The sequence below is a fragment of the Microcoleus sp. BM001215392 genome (assembly GCF_036700185.1).
In the GTDB taxonomy this organism is placed as follows: Bacteria; Cyanobacteriota; Cyanobacteriia; order Cyanobacteriales; family Microcoleaceae; genus Microcoleus.
Genome location: NZ_JAUBOJ010000051.1, coordinates 1 through 21,181, shown reverse-complemented (window position 1 = coordinate 21,181; position 21,181 = coordinate 1). Strand labels below are relative to the sequence as shown.

At 45.9% G+C, this 21,181-nt stretch carries 21 protein-coding genes; 17 read left to right on the top strand and 4 right to left on the bottom strand.

Annotated features, from left to right (window positions below; genetic code table 11):
* The first annotated feature begins 44 nt into the window (after positions 1–44).
* Entirely contained in the window at positions 45–845 is an 801-nt protein-coding gene (locus tag QT974_RS08630) for a calcium-binding protein (RefSeq protein ID WP_333468094.1), read from the top strand.
* 90 nt (positions 846–935) lie between these two features.
* Here QT974_RS08630 and plsY read toward each other — a convergent pair whose 3' ends face one another.
* The 4 genes from plsY to QT974_RS08610 form a co-directional block, all read right to left on the bottom strand.
* On the bottom strand, positions 936–1,619 hold the full coding sequence (gene plsY, locus QT974_RS08625) for a glycerol-3-phosphate 1-O-acyltransferase PlsY (protein WP_333468093.1): 684 nt from the start codon (positions 1,617–1,619) through the stop codon (positions 936–938).
* 311 nt (positions 1,620–1,930) lie between these two features.
* On the bottom strand, positions 1,931–3,250 hold the full coding sequence (locus QT974_RS08620) for a DUF3086 domain-containing protein (protein ID WP_333468092.1): 1,320 nt from the start codon (positions 3,248–3,250) through the stop codon (positions 1,931–1,933).
* Positions 3,251–3,308: 58 nt separating this feature from the next.
* Complete coding sequence (locus QT974_RS08615; RefSeq protein ID WP_333468091.1) at positions 3,309–3,701, bottom strand: DUF3119 family protein; 393 nt, start codon at positions 3,699–3,701, stop codon at positions 3,309–3,311.
* A 214-nt stretch (positions 3,702–3,915) separates the two neighbouring features.
* Positions 3,916–4,710 carry an MlaE family lipid ABC transporter permease subunit gene (locus tag QT974_RS08610; protein WP_333468090.1) on the bottom strand — a complete coding sequence of 265 codons (795 nt, stop codon included), beginning with the start codon at positions 4,708–4,710 and terminating at the stop codon, positions 3,916–3,918.
* 185 nt (positions 4,711–4,895) lie between these two features.
* Here QT974_RS08610 and QT974_RS08605 point away from each other — a divergent pair, with 185 nt between their 5' ends.
* From QT974_RS08605 to uvrC, 16 genes are all read left to right on the top strand, one after another.
* The gene (locus QT974_RS08605) at positions 4,896–5,183 is read left to right on the top strand and encodes a hypothetical protein (RefSeq protein ID WP_333468089.1); all 288 of its coding nucleotides are present in this window, start codon (positions 4,896–4,898) and stop codon (positions 5,181–5,183) included.
* 467 nt (positions 5,184–5,650) lie between these two features.
* A complete protein-coding gene (locus QT974_RS08600) occupies positions 5,651–6,091 on the top strand; it encodes an Hsp20/alpha crystallin family protein (protein WP_333468088.1) in 441 nt (146 codons plus the stop codon).
* Positions 6,092–6,400: 309 nt separating this feature from the next.
* Complete coding sequence (locus QT974_RS08595) at positions 6,401–6,682, top strand: hypothetical protein (RefSeq protein ID WP_333468087.1); 282 nt, start codon at positions 6,401–6,403, stop codon at positions 6,680–6,682.
* 1 nt (position 6,683) lies between these two features.
* Positions 6,684–7,073: a hypothetical protein gene (locus QT974_RS08590; RefSeq protein ID WP_333468086.1), complete on the top strand. Its 390-nt coding sequence runs from the start codon at positions 6,684–6,686 to the stop codon at positions 7,071–7,073.
* A gap of 8 nt (positions 7,074–7,081) precedes the next feature.
* Entirely contained in the window at positions 7,082–7,477 is a 396-nt protein-coding gene (locus tag QT974_RS08585) for a hypothetical protein (RefSeq protein ID WP_333468085.1), read from the top strand.
* A 219-nt stretch (positions 7,478–7,696) separates the two neighbouring features.
* On the top strand, positions 7,697–8,098 hold the full coding sequence (locus tag QT974_RS08580) for a fasciclin domain-containing protein (RefSeq protein ID WP_194011615.1): 402 nt from the start codon (positions 7,697–7,699) through the stop codon (positions 8,096–8,098).
* Positions 8,099–8,301: 203 nt separating this feature from the next.
* The gene (locus QT974_RS08575) at positions 8,302–13,428 is read left to right on the top strand and encodes a PAS domain-containing hybrid sensor histidine kinase/response regulator (RefSeq protein WP_333468084.1); all 5,127 of its coding nucleotides are present in this window, start codon (positions 8,302–8,304) and stop codon (positions 13,426–13,428) included.
* A gap of 323 nt (positions 13,429–13,751) precedes the next feature.
* Positions 13,752–13,979, top strand: a complete 228-nt coding sequence (locus QT974_RS08570; protein WP_333468083.1) for a hypothetical protein — start codon at positions 13,752–13,754, stop codon at positions 13,977–13,979.
* A 216-nt stretch (positions 13,980–14,195) separates the two neighbouring features.
* A complete protein-coding gene (locus QT974_RS08565; RefSeq protein ID WP_333468082.1) occupies positions 14,196–15,278 on the top strand; it encodes an amino acid ABC transporter substrate-binding protein in 1,083 nt (360 codons plus the stop codon).
* A gap of 160 nt (positions 15,279–15,438) precedes the next feature.
* Positions 15,439–16,599 (top strand): amino acid ABC transporter permease, encoded by a 1,161-nt coding sequence (locus QT974_RS08560; RefSeq protein ID WP_333468081.1) that lies wholly within the window; start codon positions 15,439–15,441, stop codon positions 16,597–16,599.
* Between the two features lie 115 nt (positions 16,600–16,714).
* Positions 16,715–17,323 (top strand): hypothetical protein, encoded by a 609-nt coding sequence (locus QT974_RS08555; protein ID WP_333468080.1) that lies wholly within the window; start codon positions 16,715–16,717, stop codon positions 17,321–17,323.
* Between the two features lie 20 nt (positions 17,324–17,343).
* On the top strand, positions 17,344–18,543 hold the full coding sequence (locus QT974_RS08550; RefSeq protein WP_333468079.1) for an amino acid ABC transporter permease: 1,200 nt from the start codon (positions 17,344–17,346) through the stop codon (positions 18,541–18,543).
* Between the two features lie 61 nt (positions 18,544–18,604).
* A complete protein-coding gene (locus QT974_RS08545; RefSeq protein ID WP_333468078.1) occupies positions 18,605–19,357 on the top strand; it encodes an amino acid ABC transporter ATP-binding protein in 753 nt (250 codons plus the stop codon).
* A 50-nt stretch (positions 19,358–19,407) separates the two neighbouring features.
* Positions 19,408–19,737, top strand: a complete 330-nt coding sequence (locus QT974_RS08540) for a papain fold toxin domain-containing protein (RefSeq protein WP_333468100.1) — start codon at positions 19,408–19,410, stop codon at positions 19,735–19,737.
* Between the two features lie 79 nt (positions 19,738–19,816).
* Complete coding sequence (locus QT974_RS08535) at positions 19,817–20,122, top strand: hypothetical protein (protein ID WP_333468077.1); 306 nt, start codon at positions 19,817–19,819, stop codon at positions 20,120–20,122.
* 62 nt (positions 20,123–20,184) lie between these two features.
* Positions 20,185–21,181: excinuclease ABC subunit UvrC (gene uvrC, locus QT974_RS08530; RefSeq protein ID WP_333468076.1), on the top strand; the 997-nt coding region annotated here is incomplete at its 3' end.

The following is a 21,181-nucleotide window of genomic DNA, read 5'->3' as shown; positions in this document are numbered from 1 at the left end:
ATTTAATCATATTGACATCCGAGATTTTAGGGAGCAAATATTTTATGGCTTTACAACCAGACCCATCAAGATTGCCTCGATTAATTGGCGACAATACATCTGAATCTGTGGAGTTATCCGTCGCTTATTCCCGATTCGGAGGTGTAACTAATTTCTCCTCGGGAGTGTTGATGCTTGGAGGTGACGATACAGTCATAGGCTCAACAGCTAGCGATTTGGTTTATGGCAATGAGGGGGAAGATATTATCAATGGGGGTTTTGGCAACGATTCTTTATTCGGAGGAAAAGGAAGAGACTCCATGCTTGGAGAAGAGGGAAATAATTTTCTCAACGGGGGTCAAGATGCAGATTTTCTTATAGGTAGTGCGGGAAACGATATTCTATTGGGCGGTAAAGGCAATGATTTATTAGCTAGCGGTAACGGAAATGACACTCTGGTGGGAGGTTTGGGTCGCGACTTTTTAGCAGGTTTGGGTTATAATAATTCAATCAAAATCGAAGGCAGCAACTTGTACGTCCTCCAAGCAGAACCCGGAGTGACTAATATCAATAATGTCGATTTCATTACAGCTTTCAGACCCGCTTTCGATAAGATTGGATTAGCAGACGGTTTGACGGTTAACGATGTAGTTTTGGAAAGCTTGACAAATGTGACAATCTTACTCTCGTTTGACGTTCCAGAAGCAGAGAAACCCCGGGTATCGCCATCAATCTTAAATCCTGCACCGATAGTGACTTCAGGGACTCTAATCAAAGTCAAAAATTCTGGCGATTTAGTAGGTTTTTTTGAAGGTGTAACGCCGCCTCAACTCCAAAACAGCATTATCTCGGTTCAGGGATTCTAAGCTGTAGGATGTATTGCGATGCCTCCTGCAAAAGCTTAAATCGAAGATTGGATAGAGAAATCGTAATCTGCAACCAGCGGTACAACAATACTAATTATCGCTAGCTGCTGTTTCCAATTTCTGCCCAATTCTCGGTTCCGTCCCATTTAACAAACGCTGAATGTTGCTGCGGTGCCGCACAATCACAAATACACCGCCTGCAAGTCCAAACAATACATAAGCCAGCGGCTGATGTAAAGCAAACATCAATCCAGAAACGCTAATTGCTCCGACAATCGAGCTCAAAGAAACAATTCGCGACGCCGCAAAAACTATTCCAAAAATTCCCAAAGTTGCCAAACCAACTGGCCAGTATAAACCGAGCAAAACTCCTAAACTCGTAGCCACAGATTTACCGCCGGTAAACCCCAGCCAGATAGATTTGCTGTGTCCCAAAACTGCAAACAAACCTGCCAAAGTCGCCATCCACGGGATGATTGTTGCAGTATTTTCTAAACCGGCGGCGATCGCTAGCTGACTGGTAAACTCTAGAGAATAGATGTAGCGGATCGGGACGATCGCACTTACGCCCTTCAACACGTCAACCAGCAACACCCCCAACCCCGGCCACTTCCCCAAAGTCCTGAGTACATTAGTCGCACCAGTCGAACCCGAACCCACTTCGCGAATATCAATCCCCAGCATCCATTTACCCAAAGCGTACCCAGTCGGAATCGAACCCAGCAAGTAAGCTGCGATTAACAATGCGCCATTTAAAACTATCCAGCTAGCCATTTTTTAATTTGAGATTTGTTTTACAGAAGGAAGTTCGGCAACGAATTATGTAACGGATGTCAAGAAGAAGGAAGAACTAATTCCGGTTAGTTTACCCTAAATTTCTTCAGTCCGCGGAGGCGGACTTTGTTTGTATAGCCGCGAATTCTATTCGCCGGGAATTGAAGTCAGAAGTCAGAAGTCAGAATCTAGAACTAATTCTGGTTAATTTACCCCTGAATTTCTTCAGTCCGCGCAGGCGGACTTTGTTTGTACAGCCGCGAATTCTATTCGCCGGGAATTCATGGTATTAAATAAAGCCGGATTTAATCTCAAAAATCCTTAGCAGCCATCAAACTTTGCGGATCGGGAGCAAAGGCCAGCCACATCGGAAATTGCAGCATCGACAAACTAATTAAATCCTCAGTTTCATCAATCACAATTAACGGCAACTTACCATCTCTTACCAGTCGATCGGCTTTTTGAGCCAAAGCCTCCGCAGACTCAAACATAATAATGCCACCTTCCGGGCCAAAATCGGTGCGAGTAATCCCCAAACAATCCTGCAAACCGCGGCGCCACTCACCCAAACGTTCGGGACTGTTCGCCAACACCAAAGTCCGCACCCGTGCGCCGTAGACGCTTCTGAGTACAGAAATAATCGTCGAACTAATCAAGATATTTTGCAAGCGCGAACCCATAGTCCGCAAAGCGCCCCTTCCTCCTTGGGTGAAAAACCAGTTAGAAACTCGTTCCGCGTGGATGGGTTCAAAAGTGCGGCGGAGTTGCCAAGGCGGGCCGTAATAGTCGGGGAGTGTGCGATATTGGTCGAGGGTGCGGCGAATTTGTTTGGCTTGTTCTTGAAATCCCTGTTCCGCAAATCTGGGATTTACCGGGCCAGAGGATGCAGAATTATCAATAGAGATTTGCTTGGGCGTTTCTGGGACTGGTGGCGTCAAATCTAAGAGTTCGGCGGTGGCTGCCAAATCCTGCAAACTGCCGACTAGATAGTCTTTGAAACCTTGAACTCGGATTGCTAAATCTTGGGAAACTCCGGCAAAAGTGGTGCGCATTTCCTTTTGAATGCGATCGCGCCTGCGTTCGAGTTTTTCTACTTCAATTTGTAGCGATTGTTTGCGATTATCTAGCTGGAGCAAGCCGTCTTGTACCAAACGCCCGATCGATGCTTGAGCCTCGCCCAATGTTTCTAAGGCCTGAGCTTTGTCCGCTTCCAAGCTGGCAATTCTTGCGGTCAAATCTTGTTCTTGCTGCTGCAATTTTTTGATTCTATCTGCCAAATTTTCGGTAACTTTTTCTGGTAGGGGCGTTACCGTTTCTGCGGTTGTTGTTGGCTGCGATTCTGTATGTGGCGAACTTTGCTCGATCGCACTTTCAGATGCGCCATCCTCTGTATGTGGCGAACTTTCGGCGATCGCACGCGGTTCGTCCGCCACAGGGGTGATGTGGGGATTTTCCTCGCCCCAGGGGTCTATTTCGGGAGGAATTTGGGATGTGAGATCGTTTTGGGCGATCGACAATTCCCGTATTTGAGATGGCAATTGGTCGTCCATATCATTCACAGGTAGAGTTGGTTCGCCCTCAGCGGCTGGTTGCGATTGCGGTTTTTGGGTGGGAAATTCGTCTGAATTCATGGGAAATTTGGTTCGGCGTGGGGCACAGAAAGTTAAAAATTAAAAATTAACAACTTGTTTAGTCTTCACGGGGACAGCGCTGTTCTAAGCAGTTCTGTAGCATTTTACGATCGAATAGAACCGGCAGAAAGTGAATGCTGTTAATTTCTTTGAAATAGAACAAAATCGGCACAGCAGGCCAAAATATCCGCCAATTTTGCCATTGTCGGTAAGGAAATTGGCGGATCAACTTGGACGATCGATAAATGTCCAAATCCGTTGCGGTAAACTGTAGCCGGATCGTGGCCGCTTGGTACATCAGAAAGGAGCCGAACAATGCTAGGGGTAAACTCACCCACTTCTGCACGAACAGCAGCGGTACAGCGGTCAATACCAGCACTAGGGGAATCGCATAGCTCGGGGCGAGTTCGATCGTATCTGTGGGCGCAGTCCCAGAGGTAGTTGTAGTCACGGGTTTAAATCAAAGGAATTTTGTCAATAGTTTATATTTTACCGTCTCCTAGCCTACCGAGTCCGCCAGGGACTTAAGTCCCTGGCTAATAGCTTAAGTCCTCGCTATGAGGACTGATGAGTTCTTCAGTCCTCATAGCGAGGACTTGCGCTTTGAGGCTCTTGTTTTAACCCCTGCCGGACTGTCGGTTTAACGTGTGTTTTGACACAAATGGTTACAAGCCTTTGAGCACGCTAGAGCCAGTACCCTGAAACATTAGCCAAGTCAGGAAAAAGTTAACAATAAAAATAGCCAGCAAAGCCGTCACCACCGCCGTGGTAGTGGATTGTCCGACGCCTTTGGCGCCGCCGGTAGTCGTCAAACCCCAGCTAGTGCCGATGACAGCAATCAAACCACCGAACACAAAAGCCTTAATAGCAGCGCTGCAAATGTCCCACAGACTCAGGAAATGGCGGACTGATTCTAAAAACACATTTTGAGAGATGCCGTACATTGTCGTCGCAATCAGCATCCCGCCAGCGATGCCCGTGACCAGGGATAATATTGTCAAAATTGGCAACATCAAGCAGCAAGCCAGGACGCGGGGAATTACTAAATAGTCGATCGGGTCTGTTCTGAGCATCAGCATGGCATCTATCTGCTCTGTGACCTGCATCGTGCCAATTTCCGCCGCAAAAGCCGAACCTACCCGTCCCGTCACGATTACGGCTGTTAACACCGGGCCGAGTTCGCGAGTCAGAGACAAAGCCAAAACCCCGCCGACGACATTACCCGCACCCAGGTTAATAAACTCCCTGGCTACCTGAACCGTAAATACCATGCCGACAAAACCCGCAGTCAGCAAAGCAATCAGCAGCGATTCCGGGCCGACTGCTGCCATTTGATCGAGGGTGTTGCGGCGGTGAACTTTGCCTTTGAGCAAGTGCAGCATGACTTGGCCGCCCAATAAAATTGCTGCAAACAACCGCTGACTCCACAAACTGAGACTGGATGGTGTAGTTGTGCTCAAGGGATTTCGAGTTTAGAACAACTGCAAAAATGAAATCTATCTACAATTCTTAAACAAGTTTCTTCTACAACATTTAAGATTTTTGACATAACTGGTCGAAAGGTGCCGATCGCTGCCTATCGTAGAAAAGGACAAGTTTGTTTTACTTGCACCTTTCGGCAGTTTAGCTGAATTTACCGACTTTTATGAGCATTTTTCCGAATTTTCTTCGCTCTTTACTGCTAACGAGCCTGTTGAGCTTTGTCGCTCCCTTATTGTTAATCGGTGCCGGATTGACTAGCTGTTCGTTGCTTTGTCTGGTACCAGCCCTACAAGCGGTTGGTCGATCGGGCCAAGACCAGATTTTGCAGTTCTTGGCTACTTTCGGCAGCGGCTGTCCCCTCCAGGGATTTTTGGTGATTGGTCTAGCTTTTGGTTTGGTGGGTGCTTTGTTTGATACCTACGCTGCTTATCAGCATTCTCGGTGGAGTTAATGGTGTTTAGCTTTGAACTCTGGGATTTGAGATTTTAGGTCAGTAATTCTCGATCGCATCTAAAATCTCAAATTGTTGGTTTGCTGTGCGCTTGAATCGCGCCCCCTGCTGCCAAAAATTCTAGAGCTCAGTTCCAGCTACCAGATTCATCACTTTAGTCAATTCTCAAATCTCCCATCGACTGACTTCTCCCAAAAACGCATATTTGCTTTCCCAGCAGAGTCGTGGAGAGCGAAAATTCTAGAGTTCTGTTCCAGCTAGCAGATTCATCAGTATAGTGACTGCTCAAATCTCAAATCTCAAATTTTTGGGCTACCTCAGCATGACCGATCGCAAATGTTCGGAAATGCGATCGGCAAATTCCAGAAAACCGCATCCCACAGTTTCTGGATGTTGAATATATTAGATACAGGTTGAATCAAGTAGTGCTCAACCTCTAGAAACACAAGAGATTTGAGGTATCAATTATGACACTTATTCGTTGGGAACCTTTGCGGGAAATGGACTCCTTGCAGCGAGAAATGAATCGGTTATTTGATAGCTTGACTCCAGCAACCGATCGCGCATCTAACGGTGTAGCTTTTGTACCAGCCGCCGAACTCAATGACACTCCCGAAGCCATCCACCTTAAGTTAGAAATTCCGGGCATGGAAGCTAAGGATTTGGACGTACAAGTAACCGCAGAAGCAGTTGCAATTAGTGGCGAACGGCGAGCCGAAATAAAGCGCGAAGATCAAGGCATAACTCGCTCCGAGTTCCGCTACGGTTCCTTCCGCCGGGTGATTCCCCTACCTGCACGAGTTCAAAATGACAGCGTACAAGCCGAGTACAAAAACGGCGTTTTAAACCTGACTTTGCCTAAAGCAGAAGCGGAAAAGAACCGCGTAGTCAAAGTTGAACTTGGCTAATCAATAGACTTCTTGCAAAAATAGTTAGGACGATGCTCTGAGCATCGTCCCACCAAAATGTTTTTTCTTGTGGGACGATGCTCAGAGCATCGTCCCAAAATTTGATTAAAAGGACTTTTGCAATTCAAGTCTAATAATTCGGCTAATTGCTGATAGGGTGTGCGCTACGCGCCCTATTTGCTTTGGCAGTGCGCCGATTCTCCAACCGTGCTAAACTAAAACCAGCAATGGTTGGTGAGGAGACTGGCGTGCCGAGTCAGGGAGTTGGAGGAAATGGAACTGCATCGGAAGAGAGGAGACTTAACCGGGATGACTCGCCAAGAAGTCGATGACTTTTTGCGCGGACTGGGTGCAGAAATCAGACAGACTAAAGGTGGTTATCTTGAATACGAATTTGCCGATCGTTCCCGCGTCAATATTCGTACTGATGGTGAAGTTATACGAACCCCAGCGCCTAGATATGGTTCTGATGGCAGAAAAATAAACAAAGGTTTACGTCTTGATAAAGACGGCAGCTTGGTCAAAACACGCGATGAGTTTGGCAACCAAATTCTGGGGACACACAATACGGGAGAAAAATTGAGGGATTAATATGCCGGATGACTACAACTTGCTTAATTTAGGTGAACTGACATCCCTAGTAACCAATGTCAATGTCTCTTTCTGGGGAAATGAAATTATATTTGAATGTATTTACGATCCTACAGGGGATCGATTGCCTTATACTATCGTATTTCATGACTGCCGAGATATCAGTTGGGAGGTTTTTCATCCAGAAGATGTACAAGATCCAGAAGCTGATTTGATTGGCATTCATTTGGGTGAAGACGCGCACCGAAAAGCAGCTTTAATCCATACGGATATTTTTGAGATTTCTATTCTGTATGGCAGTTTCAGTATTCATAAGGGAGAGGATTTAAATTCAGAAGTAGGAGAATTAGAAACAGAGGTTTTAATATCTGAACCGCAAGCAGTTTTGTAGCAACTTAAATGAGTGATTGGAAAGACGAGTATAACTTGCTGGGGTTGGGTGGTTTGACATCTTTAGTCACAAATATCAAATTATCTTTGTGGGGAAACGAAGTATTAATCGAATGCGTCTACAATCCTGAAGAAAGATTCCCTTATGTGCTGGCATTTAAAGACTGTCGCGATATCAGGTGGACTGTACACGATGAAGAGGAAGTCGGCGAACTTGAAGCAGAATTCTTAGGAATTTCTTTGGGCGAATCTGCTCACCGCAAGCCTGCTGTGCTGACTACAGACATCTTTGAAGTTTCAATTTTGTACGGCAGTTTTAGCATTCACAAGGAAGAAAACCTCAATCCTCAAATGGCAGATGGAGAAACAGAGGTTTTGGTGTCAAAAGCAACAGCAGTGTTGTAGCAATTTAAGAGTATCGCGCCGTTCAAGTGCAAATCGGTTAGTAATTTTATGTGTAAAACATTAGGTTTGTAGTCAGGACTTTAGTCCGCAAAAAAAGAGAGGACTGAAGTCCGAACGATCTAACGAAGTACGAAATTTTTAACAAACATAGTAGGTATTGTTGCCCGCATCAGTTTACGATACTTAATATAACTTTTTTGCCAAACGAGGTAGAACACAATGCCTGATATTGTTGATATTGCCGTAGGTGCGGGTTCGTTCCAAACCCTGGTAACCGCGGTGCAAGTAGCTAATTTAGTAGATGCGCTCAAAAGTCCGGGCCCTTTCACTGTCTTTGCACCGACTGACGATGCTTTTGCAAAATTGCCACCGGGAACTATCACAACCCTAGTGCAGAATGTCCCCCAACTGAGCAGGATTTTGATGTTTCACGTCGTCTCCGGCAAGTTTATGAAGGCTGATTTGGCAAAACTTGGTTTTGTTACTTCCTTGGAAGGTTCGCCGATTAAAATTGATTGTTCTGACGGTTTTGAGGTGAAAAATGCTACTGTTGTCGCGGCTGATATCGAAGCTGACAACGGCGTCATCCACGTGATCGATAACGTGATTTTAATGGGATAATTTCGCCTTTAAACCTCGCTGCGGGAGCGAAGCAGGTGCCTTGCGGTGTCGCTTCGCTCCCGATCGCACTACTATTTTTTACCAACCGAAGGTAATATAAATATAAAAAAGTTGTCTTTTCGCCCGATGTATTTTAAGATGATTGTTTAAAAAAGTTTGAAAATGAATAATTATAATATAAGCAAACCAGTGTGGTGAGCACTATGCAAATCCTAGCCGCCAGCCTCAAAGCAAAAGTCCGCCAGCGTACCTTGGAACTGCAAGTTCTCAACGAACTGACTGCAAAAGTACAACTTGCCGCTGACGCTGAGGCAATTTTGTCTGCGTGTATCGAACACATCGGGCGCCTGATTCCTGCTGAGACGATCGCACTTTTGACGTTACCGGACGGTAGAATATACCTCAAACACTTACAGCCGTTAACTGCACCGCCAAACTCTGAAATTGAAGCCTGCTTGCAAGCTGCTCGCCTGCAATGGCTCGCCGGCGATCGGGACTGGGCGCACAACCTTGCCACCCCACCAATTGCTCAGTTTAATTCGGTGTTGGTGGCACCCGTTAACCAGGATGAAAGTGAAGACTTGTTGGGAGTGTTTTTCATCGGTGCAGAGCAGGCAAATGCTTTTAATTTTGAACACCTTTGTTTGCTCCACACTGTTGCTCAAATATGTGCTAAATCGTTAAATGATTTAACATTTCAGCAGGCGGATGTCAAGGGTAATCCTGAAAATAATTTTGCTTTAGATTCGGCAAGCCAAGAGCTATTGTTGCGGGCTTTGATAGAGGGTGCGCCGGACAGAGTTTTTGCGAAAGATCGAAATTTTAGATATATTTTTGTCAATCAAAGTTTTGCTGCATATTTAGGAAAAAATGTCGGGGAAATTATCGGCAAAGATGACATTGAATTGGGATTTTCAGCAGCAACAGTATTTGGGGATAGCCACGGCTTTGTTAGGGGCATCCGCGAGGAAGATCGAGCTGTACTCGCCGGGGAGATGGTTCGCAATCCCCACCAGGCGATAGCATTTGAAAACGGTAAACAGCACGTTTTTGACACGCAAAAACTGCCGCTGCGCGATGGGGAGGGCAATATATTTGCGGTTTTGGGTATTTCTCGGGAAATTGCAGAATACTCGGCCGCAGATGAAGCCCGGAATCAAACCCAAGCTAAACTGCAAAAAATTACTGCTAGCGTACCGGGTACGGTATATCAAGTTGACTTGCATCCAGACGGCTCGATGGTCTTTTCGTTTGTCAGCGCGGGCTGTCGAGAATTGTATGAAATAGAACCGGAGGTGGCTCAACAGGATATTCATGTAATTGTTGACATGATTTATCCCGAAGATCGAGATAATTTCCGTAACTCGGTGAGGCTGGCTGCTGAAAATTTGCAGCCTTGGCGGTGGGAAGGTAGAATCGTTACTCCTTCGGGAAAACTAAAATGGATTCAAGGAGATGCGCAGCCGGAAATGCAAGGCTCGGGGGAAGTAGTTTATTATGGCTTGTTCACGGATATTAGCGCCCGGAAACAAGCAGAGTTAAAACTGCAACTTTATCAAGAAATATTTTTAAAGTCCAATGATGCGATCGCCATTTTAGACCCGCAAGGCTATTACTTGGAAACCAATCAAGCTCACACGGCTTTGCTAGGTTACAGTCCCTCGAAATTGTGGGGAAAAACCCCTGCTGCTCACATGGGAGAGCAGACATTTGCGTCGGTGCTGCAAAGCTTGGTCTCCACAGGGAGTTACCGAGGCGAAATGACCTGTGTTAAGGCTTTGGAAAGGGGAACAGTTGAGGTAGAACTGTCGGCTTTTGCAGTTCTTCATGATGCTGGGGATGTGGTTTGTTACGTCAGCGTCAAAAGGGACATCACCGATCGCAAGCAAGCTGAGGAAAAACTCAAACTTTACCGAGAAATATTTCTCAACTCCAACGATGCGATGGTGATTATCGATGCTGATGGGTTTTTTCTCGAACAAAATCGCGCCCATCAATCGCTGCTAGAATACACCGACGCGGAATTAGAAGCAGAAGCGCCGCCTCTGGTGGCGGGGGAGCGCTTTTCGGCAATTGCCAAAAGCTTAGCGAAAACTCGAACTTTTCGGGGCGAAATTACTAACTTTACTAAAAAAGGTCGCACGCTAGCGATCGACGTGGCTGCATATTCTGTAATCAATAACAGCGGGGATATAATTTGTCACGTCTGCGTCAAGCGCGATATTACCGAACGCAAAAAAGGAGAAGAAGAGCGGCAAAAATTTGTGTCTTTGATTGAAAACAGCAGCGATTTTATCGGTATGGCTACTCTCGAAGGTCAAACGCTGTTTGTCAACGAAGCAGGACGAAAGTTGGTGGGATTAGAGACTGTTTCGCAAGTGCTTCATACCGAGATATGGGATTATATAGGTCAAAGTTTTAAACAGGAATTTAGTCAAAAAATTCTGCCAATAATTATCAGTCAGGGTCAGTGGCAGGGAGAAGGTAAAATGCAGCACTTGCGCAGCGGCAAATCAATTGATGTGGTGATGAATGCTTTTATGGTCAAACACCCTCAAAGCAATGAGCCTCTGTGCTTTGCCGCGGTAATTCGCGATGTCACAGAACGCAAGCAAGCTGAGAAAATGCTGCGGGAACAAGCAGAACGGGAACGGCTGGTTTCGGCGATCGCCCAGCGAGTGCGACAGTCTCTCAACCTTACTCAAACTCTGAGCACGGCTGTACAAGAAGTGCGGGAGTTGCTGGCAACCGATCGCACGGTAATTTATAGTTTTGATTCCGATGATACAGGGATTGTGGTTGTGGAATCTGTAGGCGAGGCTTGGATACCGATGCTGGGGAGAAAACTTCAGGAAAAATCTTTTGGGGAAAGTTATACATCGATGTACCGCGCTGGGAAGATTCAAGCAATTGAAGATATTGATACGGCTAGTTTGAGCGACATACATCGAGATTTACTGGCGAGTTTGCAGGTAAAGGCAAATTTAGTTGTACCAATTTTTATCGGCGATGAAAGTCAGGAGTCGAACTCAGAAAATGCGCCGGAAAATCTTCTAATTAAGTCGCAGATGGGGACTTTGGCAACAAATCAAAATCGGTTGTGGGGGTTGCTGGTTGCCCACCAGTGCAGCGGCCCGCGGGCTTGGACTGATTCTGAGGTGGATTTGCTGGGAAGGTTGAGCGTGCAGTTGGCGATCGCCATTCAGCAATCTACTTTGTTTGAACAAGCGCAGCAAGCCAGAGAAGTCGCCCTAGAAGCGTCTCGAATGAAGTCGCTATTTTTAGCAAATATGAGTCACGAAATCCGCACTCCGATGAATGGAGTGATGGGGATGACTGATTTGCTGCTAAAAACAAATCTGACTGAGGAACAGCTAGACTTTGTGCAGACACTCAAACTCAGCGGTCAAAATTTGCTGTCCATCATTAACGATATTCTTGACCTCTCCAAACTCGAAGCAGGAGAAATGCGCTTAGAAATGATCGAATTTGACCTCGGTATTTGTCTGGATGAAGTGCTGGATTTGTTGGCAACTCCCGCACAAAAAAAAGGTATAGAATTGGTAGCACTGATTGAGAATGAGGTGCCGCTGCAAATTAGAGGTGATGCAGCCCGCTTGAGGCAAATTCTTACTAACTTAATTAATAATGCGATTAAGTTTACAGAAGCAGGAGAAGTGGTAATTGAGGTTTCGACTGGTCGGATTCCTGAGAGAATTATAGGCACCGAAGATCGCAAAAAATTAGAGGACATCCAACCGTTAAGACTTGGCAAAAATCGCTCGCTGTTCCTGCTGTTTAAAGTTACAGATACAGGAATTGGAATAACACCAGAAGACCAAAATAAACTGTTTCAATCTTTTACTCAAGTTGATGCTTCTACTACTAGAAAGTACGGAGGTACAGGTCTGGGTTTGGCTATTTCTAAGCAGTTAGTAGAGCTGCTAGGGGGTGAAATTGGTGTGGAAAGTATCCCAGGGAAAGGCTCGACTTTTTGGTTTACTGTGCCGGCAATTAAAGAAAATTTAAAGGCGGCAGGGACAGCCTGCGAAGTGAATTTACAAACGGTGCTGGCGGGGCGAAAAATGTTGGTTGCTAGCGATAAGCCGACAGTGCGAAAAGTGCTGCTGAGAATGGCTGTTGTATGGGGGATGGAAGTTGAGGAGGTTGAGAACGGTTGGATGGCGATCGCCTCTTTGTACAAAGCTGTCAGCGTTAAGTCCCCTTACGATATCGTTTTGGTTGATATTCAGTTACCGGAAATGGTGGCCGGAAGTTTGGAACGTTTGATGATTGCTGAGTCGGCTATGCAGCAGACGCATTGGGTGGTGCTGACTTCCATGACTCAGATATCTGAGGCGAAACGTTTGGTAGATATTGGTTTTAGCGGCTATTTAACTAAGCCTGTTAAGGCTCACCGACTGTTTGATTGCTTGGTAAATGCGATCGCCCCCAGCGCGGCAGTCGATCGCCCGATCGCAAATCCAACGCCAAATCAAGGCTCAGCTATGGACAACAGGGAGTTAGCCAGCTTAAAGATTTTGTTAGTTGAAGATACTCCGATCAATCAAAAAGTTGGTCTAAATCAACTCAAAGTTTTGGGATGTGCGGCGGATGTGGCGAATAACGGCGCAGAGGCGCTATCTATGCTTGCCCTCAAAAAGTATGACATTGTGTTGATGGACTGTCAGATGCCGGTTTTGGACGGTTACGAAGCGACGCGGGAATTGCGACGCATGGAGGCGGCAGGTGCTGCTGCTGGCAAAATGGAGCCGGATCGCAAGACGGTGGTGATTGCGATGACGGCGAATGCTTTGAAGGGCGATCGGGAAAAGTGTCTGGAAGCGGGAATGGACGATTATATTAGCAAGCCTATTTCGATCGAAAAGTTAAAATCTGTACTTGAAAATTGGTCGGTACAGTTAAAAATTAAAATTCCCAAGTTTAAGGGCGAGGAAGTCCAAAACTCTGCCGAGGATCTAGAATCAGTAGTCGATAGGGCGCGTTTGCGCTCCATTGCGGGCGCTGATTTAGACTTTGAGCGCGAAATACTGCAAGCTTTTGTGGTGGATACTGCTAGTTATTTAGAAGCTGCTAAGGGGGCGATCGCCTCTGGAGATGCTCAGACACTGGCCTGTCGCGCGCATCAAATTAAAGGTGTCAGCGCTACGGCGGCGGTGCGGTTAATGCCCGATCTGGCTGCTCAGCTTCAAATCCTCGCCGAATCAAACGATTTGGAGGGCGCCACAAAAATTATTGCTGAGCTAGAAATCATTCTGGCGGGGGTTAAAAAGTTGGTGGTGAGTCAGCGATCGCATCTTCTGCATTGAAATTTAAGTTTTGCGCCGGACTTTCCGATCGCGAGTCCAGCCCAAGCAGGGCGCTGCACTCGCAACCACACGATCGCCCGCTATGTAAAGATTCTTAATTTTTTATCAATATATTTATCCCTATGTGAAGAGATTGGCAACTCTTATAACATCTTGTGTGTTGTAGCTTTTGACACTACTATATTAAGTTATTGTGGTCAAATATAAAATAATCATTAAGCCGATGACTCTTAGGGTGTTTTTCGTCTATCGGCTAGAAAGACGAAAACCAACCGATCGCCCAGCCAGCCCACTAAGTGCGTATTTACGCTCAATGAGGTTTTATGACTCCAGTCATGTTACGCCAACTCTGGTCATTAATTGAGACTACCCAAGCGACTCTGTTAGTCAATTTGGACGATGCCACCCTGGTACAGTGGCTGCTGAAACAGTTGAAGACGAACTCTGCGCTCAATGGCAACGAAACAGATGTGTTGAACGAGTACATTGAATCTCGGCTGTCGCTAATCCGGGATTTAGCGGAGCAGCGCTTAGCACCAGAACGGTTTTGAATCGGTTAAATGAAAATTGAACGATCGAGATCGCAGTTCAAGTCGATCGCTCGTCACGGGCAAAAAATCATCGGCGGTGAACCGGTACACTTGTCAGGGTGCAGCACCGGGTTAAGCATAGTTAATTTGAAGCCGCAGGATGTTCTAGATTGCCAATCCCAACAGTTCTCGACAACTACAAGCTAGGATCGTCGAGAAAGCGTTCTACTAAAATGTATGCGTAAATGGGGATTTCTGTTGTTGGCAAGTGTGTTGCTTGTGGCACCGCTGGCGTCTTGTCGGGATCGATCGGCACAAGTCGGACAAACACCAGCAACAACTGCTGAAGGCAAATCGCAACAAGGCCCGAGCCGCATAGATACAATTGTCAGCCGCGGCAAACTGATTTGCGGGGTCAGTGGCGAATTGCCGGGTTTTAGCTTTGTAGACGAAAAAGGCAAATATTCGGGACTCGATGTGGATGTGTGCAGGGCGATTGCGGCGGCAATATTTGACGATCCCGAAAAAGTTGAGTACCGAAAGCTCAACGCCAAAGATAGATTTACAGTTTTGCAGGCTGGAGAAATCGACATTCTCAGCCGCAATACCACATACACCGCGAGCCGCGACAGCACTACGGGACTGGAATTTGCCCCAGTGATATTTTATGACTCTCAAAGCATCATGGTCAAAAAAGACAGCGGCATCACAAGTTTAAAAGATTTTGCGGGCAAATCGATCTGCGTGCAGACAGGTACGAGCACCGAACAAAATTTGTCCGACCAAATGCGAAAATTAGGAGTTAAATACACTCCTGTCGTGTTTGAAGATGTGAATGCTACCTTTGCTACGTATCAAGAAGGTCGCTGTCAAGGTGTTACTGCCGATCGATCGCAGCTAGTCTCGAAGCGCACAACACTACCGACTCCAGACAATAACGTTGTTTTGCCGATCGTGATGTCAAAGGAACCGTTAGCCCCAGCAGTCAAAAGTGGCGATCCTAAATGGGCGGATGCGGTGAGATGGATTATTTTTGCAGCAATTGAAGCTGAAGATTTGGGAATTAATTCAGGAAACGTAGACCAAACTGTGGCCAGCACTACAGACCCGAACGTCAAACGTTTGCTAGGAAAAGAAGGAGATTTAGGTAAAGGTTTCGGACTCCCGAACAACTACGCCGTCAGCATTGTGAAGAAAGTCGGGAATTACGGGGAAATGTACGATCGCAACCTCGGCCCGAAAAGTACACTTAAGTTAGACCGAGGTCAAAACAAACTCTGGAAAGATGGCGGTTTGCTTTACTCGCCGCCGTTCCGTTAAATTTGGTTGACTGTTGAGTGTTAACTGTTAACAGTCAGTTAGTCGTAAGGTGCGCAATGCGCACCCTACAAGATATTTTAGACTACGCCCTTACCCGACAGGTAAAGTGCTGATCCTTCACCCTACAAAACTAATAACTAATAACCAATAACTAATAACAATGATTAAACTGCTCAGGGACGATCGCTTCTGGAAAATAGCCGGACAGGCGATCGCCCTAATTTTAGTAATCACAGTCATCGCGATTTTTTGGGACAACCTCAGCGCCAATTACGCACAACTGGGGATTGCATTTGGATTTGACTTTCTCAATTCCCAAGCATCCTTCGACATCGGCGAAAGCGTGATTCCCTACAGTCCTGAAAATACTTACAGACAAGCTTATTTGGTCGGATTGCTCAACTCGCTGCGAGTAATGGGTTTGGGGATTGTTTTCGCAACAATTGCAGGTTTGACTGTAGGAATTGCGCGCCTTTCCGACAATTGGCTGCTGCGGAGTTTGGCTGGTTTGTATGTGGAGATTTTGAGGAATACGCCGTTATTGCTGCAATTATTTTTCTGGTATTTTGCAGTGTTTATTTCCCTACCCAAACTCGAAGACAATCAACAGATGCGCGGGCCGATTTACTGGACAAATCGCGGTATTGCTCTACCTTGGCCCTATGCTTTACCTGGTTGGGAAATTTGGTTGATTTTGCTAACGGTGGGAGTTTTGGCGGCTGTGGGGCTGTGGATGTGGCGGGCGCGGGTGATGGTGGAAGAAGCGAAGCCGGGAAGACAGTTGTTTTGGGCGGCCGGTGCGATCGTCCTCAGTGCAATTTTAGCTTTGATTATCACCAAAAATCTGCCTTTCCGTCTCGATTTCCCCCGCCTGACACCAGAATTGCAACTCGAAGGAGGATTAAAACTAACTCCAGAATTTGCGGCCCTCGTGACAGGACTCAGCTTGTATACTGGCAGTTACATTGCCGAAATTGTCCGCGCCGGAATTCAATCAGTATCGCGAGGCCAGTGGGAAGCCGGAAAATCTTTGGGACTGAAATCTGGAACCCTGATGCGGATGGTAATTTTGCCGCAAGCTTTGCGGGTGATTGTGCCCCCGTTAACCAGTCAGTATCTGAATTTAGCAAAAAATTCGAGTTTAGCCGTGGCGGTTGCTTATCCCGACGTTTACTTTGTGGTGGGTTCTCCGACGCTGAATCAGACCGGAAGGGCGATCGAAACAATGATAATTATCATGGCAACATATCTTACCATTAGCTTGATAGTTTCTCTGTTCATGAATTGGTACAATAGTACAGTACAACTCAAGGAAAGATAAATAACAGTTGACAGTTGACAGTTGACAGTTGACAGTTGACAGTTGACAGTTGACAGTTGACAGTGGATAGCGAAGTCAAAAGTTAAGTTTATTATAATCTGGAACTAAAGTTGAAATGACTTACAGAGATTTTAACTTAAAAACAGTAACAAAAGAATTCGGTTTGACGATTAGCGATCGCATCAATATGTTCTCTCCTGTGCCAGAATTAGAACCAAGTCCCTTACTTGTAGAAATTCTCAAAGAGAACGCAGTCATTGCCTTAGGCAGCAATACTGACAAGTCTAGATCGTCCATGATAACCGCACCGATTTTAATCGAACTTAGAAAACTGTTTAACCATCAAATTGGTCTTTTTTGTGGAATAGATTTTACAGTTGATGCCGAAAAAGGATTAGCTGGAAATTGCGACTTTTTGATTAGTCGTTCTTCATACTTATTAATGCTTACCGAACCAGTAATTGCGATCGTAGAAGCACAAAACGAAGATATTAATGCAAGCTTGGGGCCGTGTGTAGCCGAAATGTTGGCAGCTAGAATATTTAACGAACGTGAAGGCAACCCAAATGCAACAATAAATTATGGGGCTGTTACTAGCGGCCAAACCTGGAGATTCTTAAGACTCAAAGAACAAGTAATCGAAATTGACTTGACAGAATATTACCTAACAGATGTCAAGAAAATATTAGGAATATTAGCAAGTGCAATTCAGCAAGCAATCTAAAATCTAACAACTAACAATTTATGGAAACAACCCCCGTACTGCCGCCCCCAGCCACCGAATCGCCCACCCCTTGGAATTGGGCGCGCAAAAACTTATTTAGTACCTGGTACAACAGCATTCTGACAGTAGTTTGCTTAATTGTCGCCTTCCAAACTGTTAAAGGAATTATCGTTTGGGCCACAACAAAAGCTAAATGGCGCGTATTAGAGGCCAACTTGCCGCTATTTTTTGCAGGTCAATTTCCCAGCGAATCCTACTGGCGGCTGTGGATAGTCGCGGGAATAATTGCGTTATTGGGCGGTTTAACGTGGGGAAACGTTCAACGAGAAGAACGTCTTTGGAATCAGCCTACACTGATTTTACTCGGTGCTGCGGTTGTCGGTGCGGTGATTTCGCCGATCGACCTTACATCTCGCCTCTATCTCTTAGGAATTATCATCGCAGCCGCTGCGGGGTATGTCGCCGCCAGACAAATCAACCCAAAAATCATGGGCTGGATACCCGGAATTTGGGCTCTTTCCTTCCCAGTAATTCTGTGGTTGATTAAAGGCGGATTGGGTTTGAGAGAAGTCTCGACAAATGATTGGGGCGGTTTAGTGCTGACGCTATTTTTAGCAATTATTAGTATTGTGCTGTCCTTTCCCTTGGGAGTATTGCTCGCCCTTGGGAGACAAAGTTCTTTACCAGTCGTCAAACTGCTTTCAACATTGTACATTGAAATTGTGCGCGGCTTGCCATTAATTGGCATCTTGTTTTTAGGTCAAGTGATGCTGCAATTATTCTTACCGCCCGAATATCCCAAATTAGATAGAGTGATTCGGGCGATCGCCGGATTAACATTATTTAGTGCGGCTTACTTGGCAGAAAACGTGCGCGGCGGCTTGCAGGCCGTACCGAGGGGACAAATAGAAGCAGCCAGGTCGATCGGGCTAAACACACCCTTACTGACCATTCTGATTGTACTACCTCAAGCACTGCGAACAGTCATTCCGGCGATCGGCGGTCAATTCATCGGATTATTCATGGATACATCCCTGCTCTCCCTATTCGGAATGTTAGAATTAATCGGCATATCCCGCGCCGTTTTAGCAAATCCATCGTATATAGGCAGATACGCCGAAGTCTACATATTTGTCGGCCTCATTTATTGGGTATTTTGCTACTCAATGTCACTAGCCAGTCGCAAAATAGAACAGACTCTAGAAGTAAATCAAAGATAAATATTTATCCGCGTTCATCCCCGTTCATCTGCTAACATCAGCGGTTAAAAAATCAAAAATCATGGAAACTCAATCCACCAGCCCAGAAACAGTAATCGTCGCAGAAAACGTCCACAAATGGTACGGACAATTTCACGTACTGCGAGGCGTCAGCATGAACGTCAACCGGGGTGAAGTGGTCGTCGTGATGGGCCCATCAGGCTCGGGAAAATCCACGTTTATTCGCACTTTCAACGCTTTAGAGGCATATCAGCAAGGCAAAATCACGATCGACGGAATCGAACTTTCCCACGACTTGCGCAACATCGAAAAAATTCGCCAGGAAGTAGGAATGGTATTTCAGCAATTCAACCTATTTCCCCACCTCTCAGTCCTCCAAAACGTCATGCTAGCCCCCGTATGGGTGCGCCGCTGGCCCAAGAAAAAAGCCGAAGAAGTGGCGATGCAACTATTAGAAAGAGTCGGGATTTTGTCTCAAGCCCAAAAATATCCCGGACAATTATCGGGCGGACAGCAGCAGCGAGTTGCGATCGCACGTTCCCTAGCAATGCAGCCGAAAATCATGCTATTTGACGAACCGACATCAGCATTAGACCCGGAAATGGTGCGAGAAGTTTTAGATGTCATGCGCAATTTGGCTCAAACAGGAATTACAATGGTAGTAGTGACTCACGAAGTTGGATTTGCGCGCGAAGTTGCCGATCGCATTGTATTGATGGACGGCGGCGTTTTAGTGGAAGAAGCGAAGCCGGAAGAATTCTTTCAGAACCCGAAGGAAGAACGCACGCGCAAGTTTCTATCTCAGATATTGTGAAGTAGAGACATCATCTAATGCCAAGCAATTCACAATTTTCGGACGAATAAATTTATCAACAAATAGGAGCGATCGTAAGAAATTTTAAGCTATTGCAGTGCGCCGAATGTGCTGAAGCTATTAAAAATTGGTTAAAAGCGAATGGCATTAATGGGATTCATCTTCAGCTAAAGTTGGTAGGACGGGGATATTTTATTGTCAGTCAACGATGGGAAGAAAGTAGAACACCGATTACTCAGAATGGCACACACTACGGAATTGAGGTTCGCAGCAAAGTATTTGATAATTTGTCAACTACCGGACTGACTAGAGAAGAATGGATAAAAGACTTTGACTGTCCGAGGGGTCAGTTTATTATCGAAGAAATTGACAGCTTTTAATTGTATATTGTCACAAGAGAAGGAATAAATAATAACTACATTTTACGAATTACTCGATCGCATTCAAAAGAAACCTGCAATGTACATCGGTTCCCGTTCAATCAGCAACCTATTTATGTTTTTGTGCGGCTATCAACACGCCCGCGATTTGCTGGCAACCCCCGTCACAGAACAAGAGGAAGAATTTGCAGAATTTCAGCCTTGGCTGCAAAAAAGATTTGCTGTTAAGACCTCCGCTTCTTGGGCTAAAGTTATTCTGTTTTATTCAACAGATGAAAGTCAGGCTTTTGATACTTTTTTTGATTTGCTGCAAGAATTTATTAAGGATAAATATCCGTTGGATAAGGTAGATGATAATAAATCTGCGGTTTTGATTTGTGATTGATTCCCTTGACTTGGATAACAGCGTTACAATAGTAGATATAAGTCATAAAATCTCAAATTTATATGCCGTCCACAAAAACGCTGCCACTAATTAAAGATGCAGAACGCCTAGAAAGCCGCCTCAAAGAAATTCCGGCAGTTCCCGGTGTATACTTAATGCGAGACGAGAGCGATCGCATCCTGTACATCGGCAAATCCAAAAAACTCCGAAACCGCGTCCGTTCCTACTTCCGCGAAAGCCAAAACCTCAGTCCCCGCATCGCGATGATGGTACAGCAAGTGCGCGAAATCGAATTCATCGCCACCGACACAGAAGCCGAAGCTTTAGCATTAGAAGCAAATCTGGTAAAACAGCACCAACCTTACTTTAATGTCCTCCTAAAAGATGATAAAAAATATCCTTATTTGTGCATAACTTGGTCGGAGGAATACCCGCGCATCTTCATCACCCGCAAACGCCGCGCGGGTAGTGCCAAAGACCGCTACTACGGGCCCTACGTCGATACAGGCGCGCTGCGGAGTACGCTGCATTTAATTAAGCGGATTTTTCCCTTGCGACAGCGCCCTCAACCGCTGTTTAAAGACCGTCCCTGTCTGAACTACGACATCGGGCGTTGCGTCGGCGTTTGTCAAGGGCTAACTTCGCCGGAGGAATACCGAAAAATCATTCAAAAAGTGGCGATGATTTTCCAGGGAAGGACTCAGGAATTGCTGGATATTCTGGAACCGCAAATGGAACAAGCCGCCGAAGATTTGAACTTTGAAACTGCGGCCAGGATTCGCGATCAAATTAAGGGTTTGCAGTCTTTGAGTGCTGGTCAAAAAGTGTCTTTACCTAATGATACTGTTTCCAGAGATGCGATCGCCCTGGCAGCAGACACCCAACACGCCTGCATTCAATTATTCCAAATTCGTGCAGGTCAATTAGTCGGCCGACTGGGCTTTATGGCGGAGATTCCCAAGGCGGGCACAGGAGCACCGCCCCTACATTCCGGGGAAGAAGAATTATCTCAACCTTCTCTTACCTCCCCCCCTTACCAAGGGGTTGAACGTGCGGGCT

Coding starts and splice junctions, on each gene's coding strand:
- QT974_RS08620 (WP_333468092.1), bottom strand. CDS start 3,250: ATGAATTCAGACGAATTTCCCACCCAAAAACCGCAATCGCAACCAGCC.
- QT974_RS08595 (WP_333468087.1), top strand. CDS start 6,401: ATGACTCGCCAAGAAGTCGATGACTTTTTGCGCGGACTGGGTGCAGAA.
- QT974_RS08630 (WP_333468094.1), top strand. CDS start 45: ATGGCTTTACAACCAGACCCATCAAGATTGCCTCGATTAATTGGCGAC.
- QT974_RS08575 (WP_333468084.1), top strand. CDS start 8,302: ATGCAAATCCTAGCCGCCAGCCTCAAAGCAAAAGTCCGCCAGCGTACC.
- QT974_RS08570 (WP_333468083.1), top strand. CDS start 13,752: ATGACTCCAGTCATGTTACGCCAACTCTGGTCATTAATTGAGACTACC.
- QT974_RS08590 (WP_333468086.1), top strand. CDS start 6,684: ATGCCGGATGACTACAACTTGCTTAATTTAGGTGAACTGACATCCCTA.
- QT974_RS08605 (WP_333468089.1), top strand. CDS start 4,896: ATGAGCATTTTTCCGAATTTTCTTCGCTCTTTACTGCTAACGAGCCTG.
- QT974_RS08565 (WP_333468082.1), top strand. CDS start 14,196: ATGCGTAAATGGGGATTTCTGTTGTTGGCAAGTGTGTTGCTTGTGGCA.
- QT974_RS08545 (WP_333468078.1), top strand. CDS start 18,605: ATGGAAACTCAATCCACCAGCCCAGAAACAGTAATCGTCGCAGAAAAC.
- plsY (WP_333468093.1), bottom strand. CDS start 1,619: ATGGCTAGCTGGATAGTTTTAAATGGCGCATTGTTAATCGCAGCTTAC.
- QT974_RS08550 (WP_333468079.1), top strand. CDS start 17,344: ATGGAAACAACCCCCGTACTGCCGCCCCCAGCCACCGAATCGCCCACC.
- QT974_RS08580 (WP_194011615.1), top strand. CDS start 7,697: ATGCCTGATATTGTTGATATTGCCGTAGGTGCGGGTTCGTTCCAAACC.
- QT974_RS08560 (WP_333468081.1), top strand. CDS start 15,439: ATGATTAAACTGCTCAGGGACGATCGCTTCTGGAAAATAGCCGGACAG.
- QT974_RS08535 (WP_333468077.1), top strand. CDS start 19,817: ATGTACATCGGTTCCCGTTCAATCAGCAACCTATTTATGTTTTTGTGC.
- QT974_RS08585 (WP_333468085.1), top strand. CDS start 7,082: ATGAGTGATTGGAAAGACGAGTATAACTTGCTGGGGTTGGGTGGTTTG.
- QT974_RS08600 (WP_333468088.1), top strand. CDS start 5,651: ATGACACTTATTCGTTGGGAACCTTTGCGGGAAATGGACTCCTTGCAG.
- QT974_RS08555 (WP_333468080.1), top strand. CDS start 16,715: ATGACTTACAGAGATTTTAACTTAAAAACAGTAACAAAAGAATTCGGT.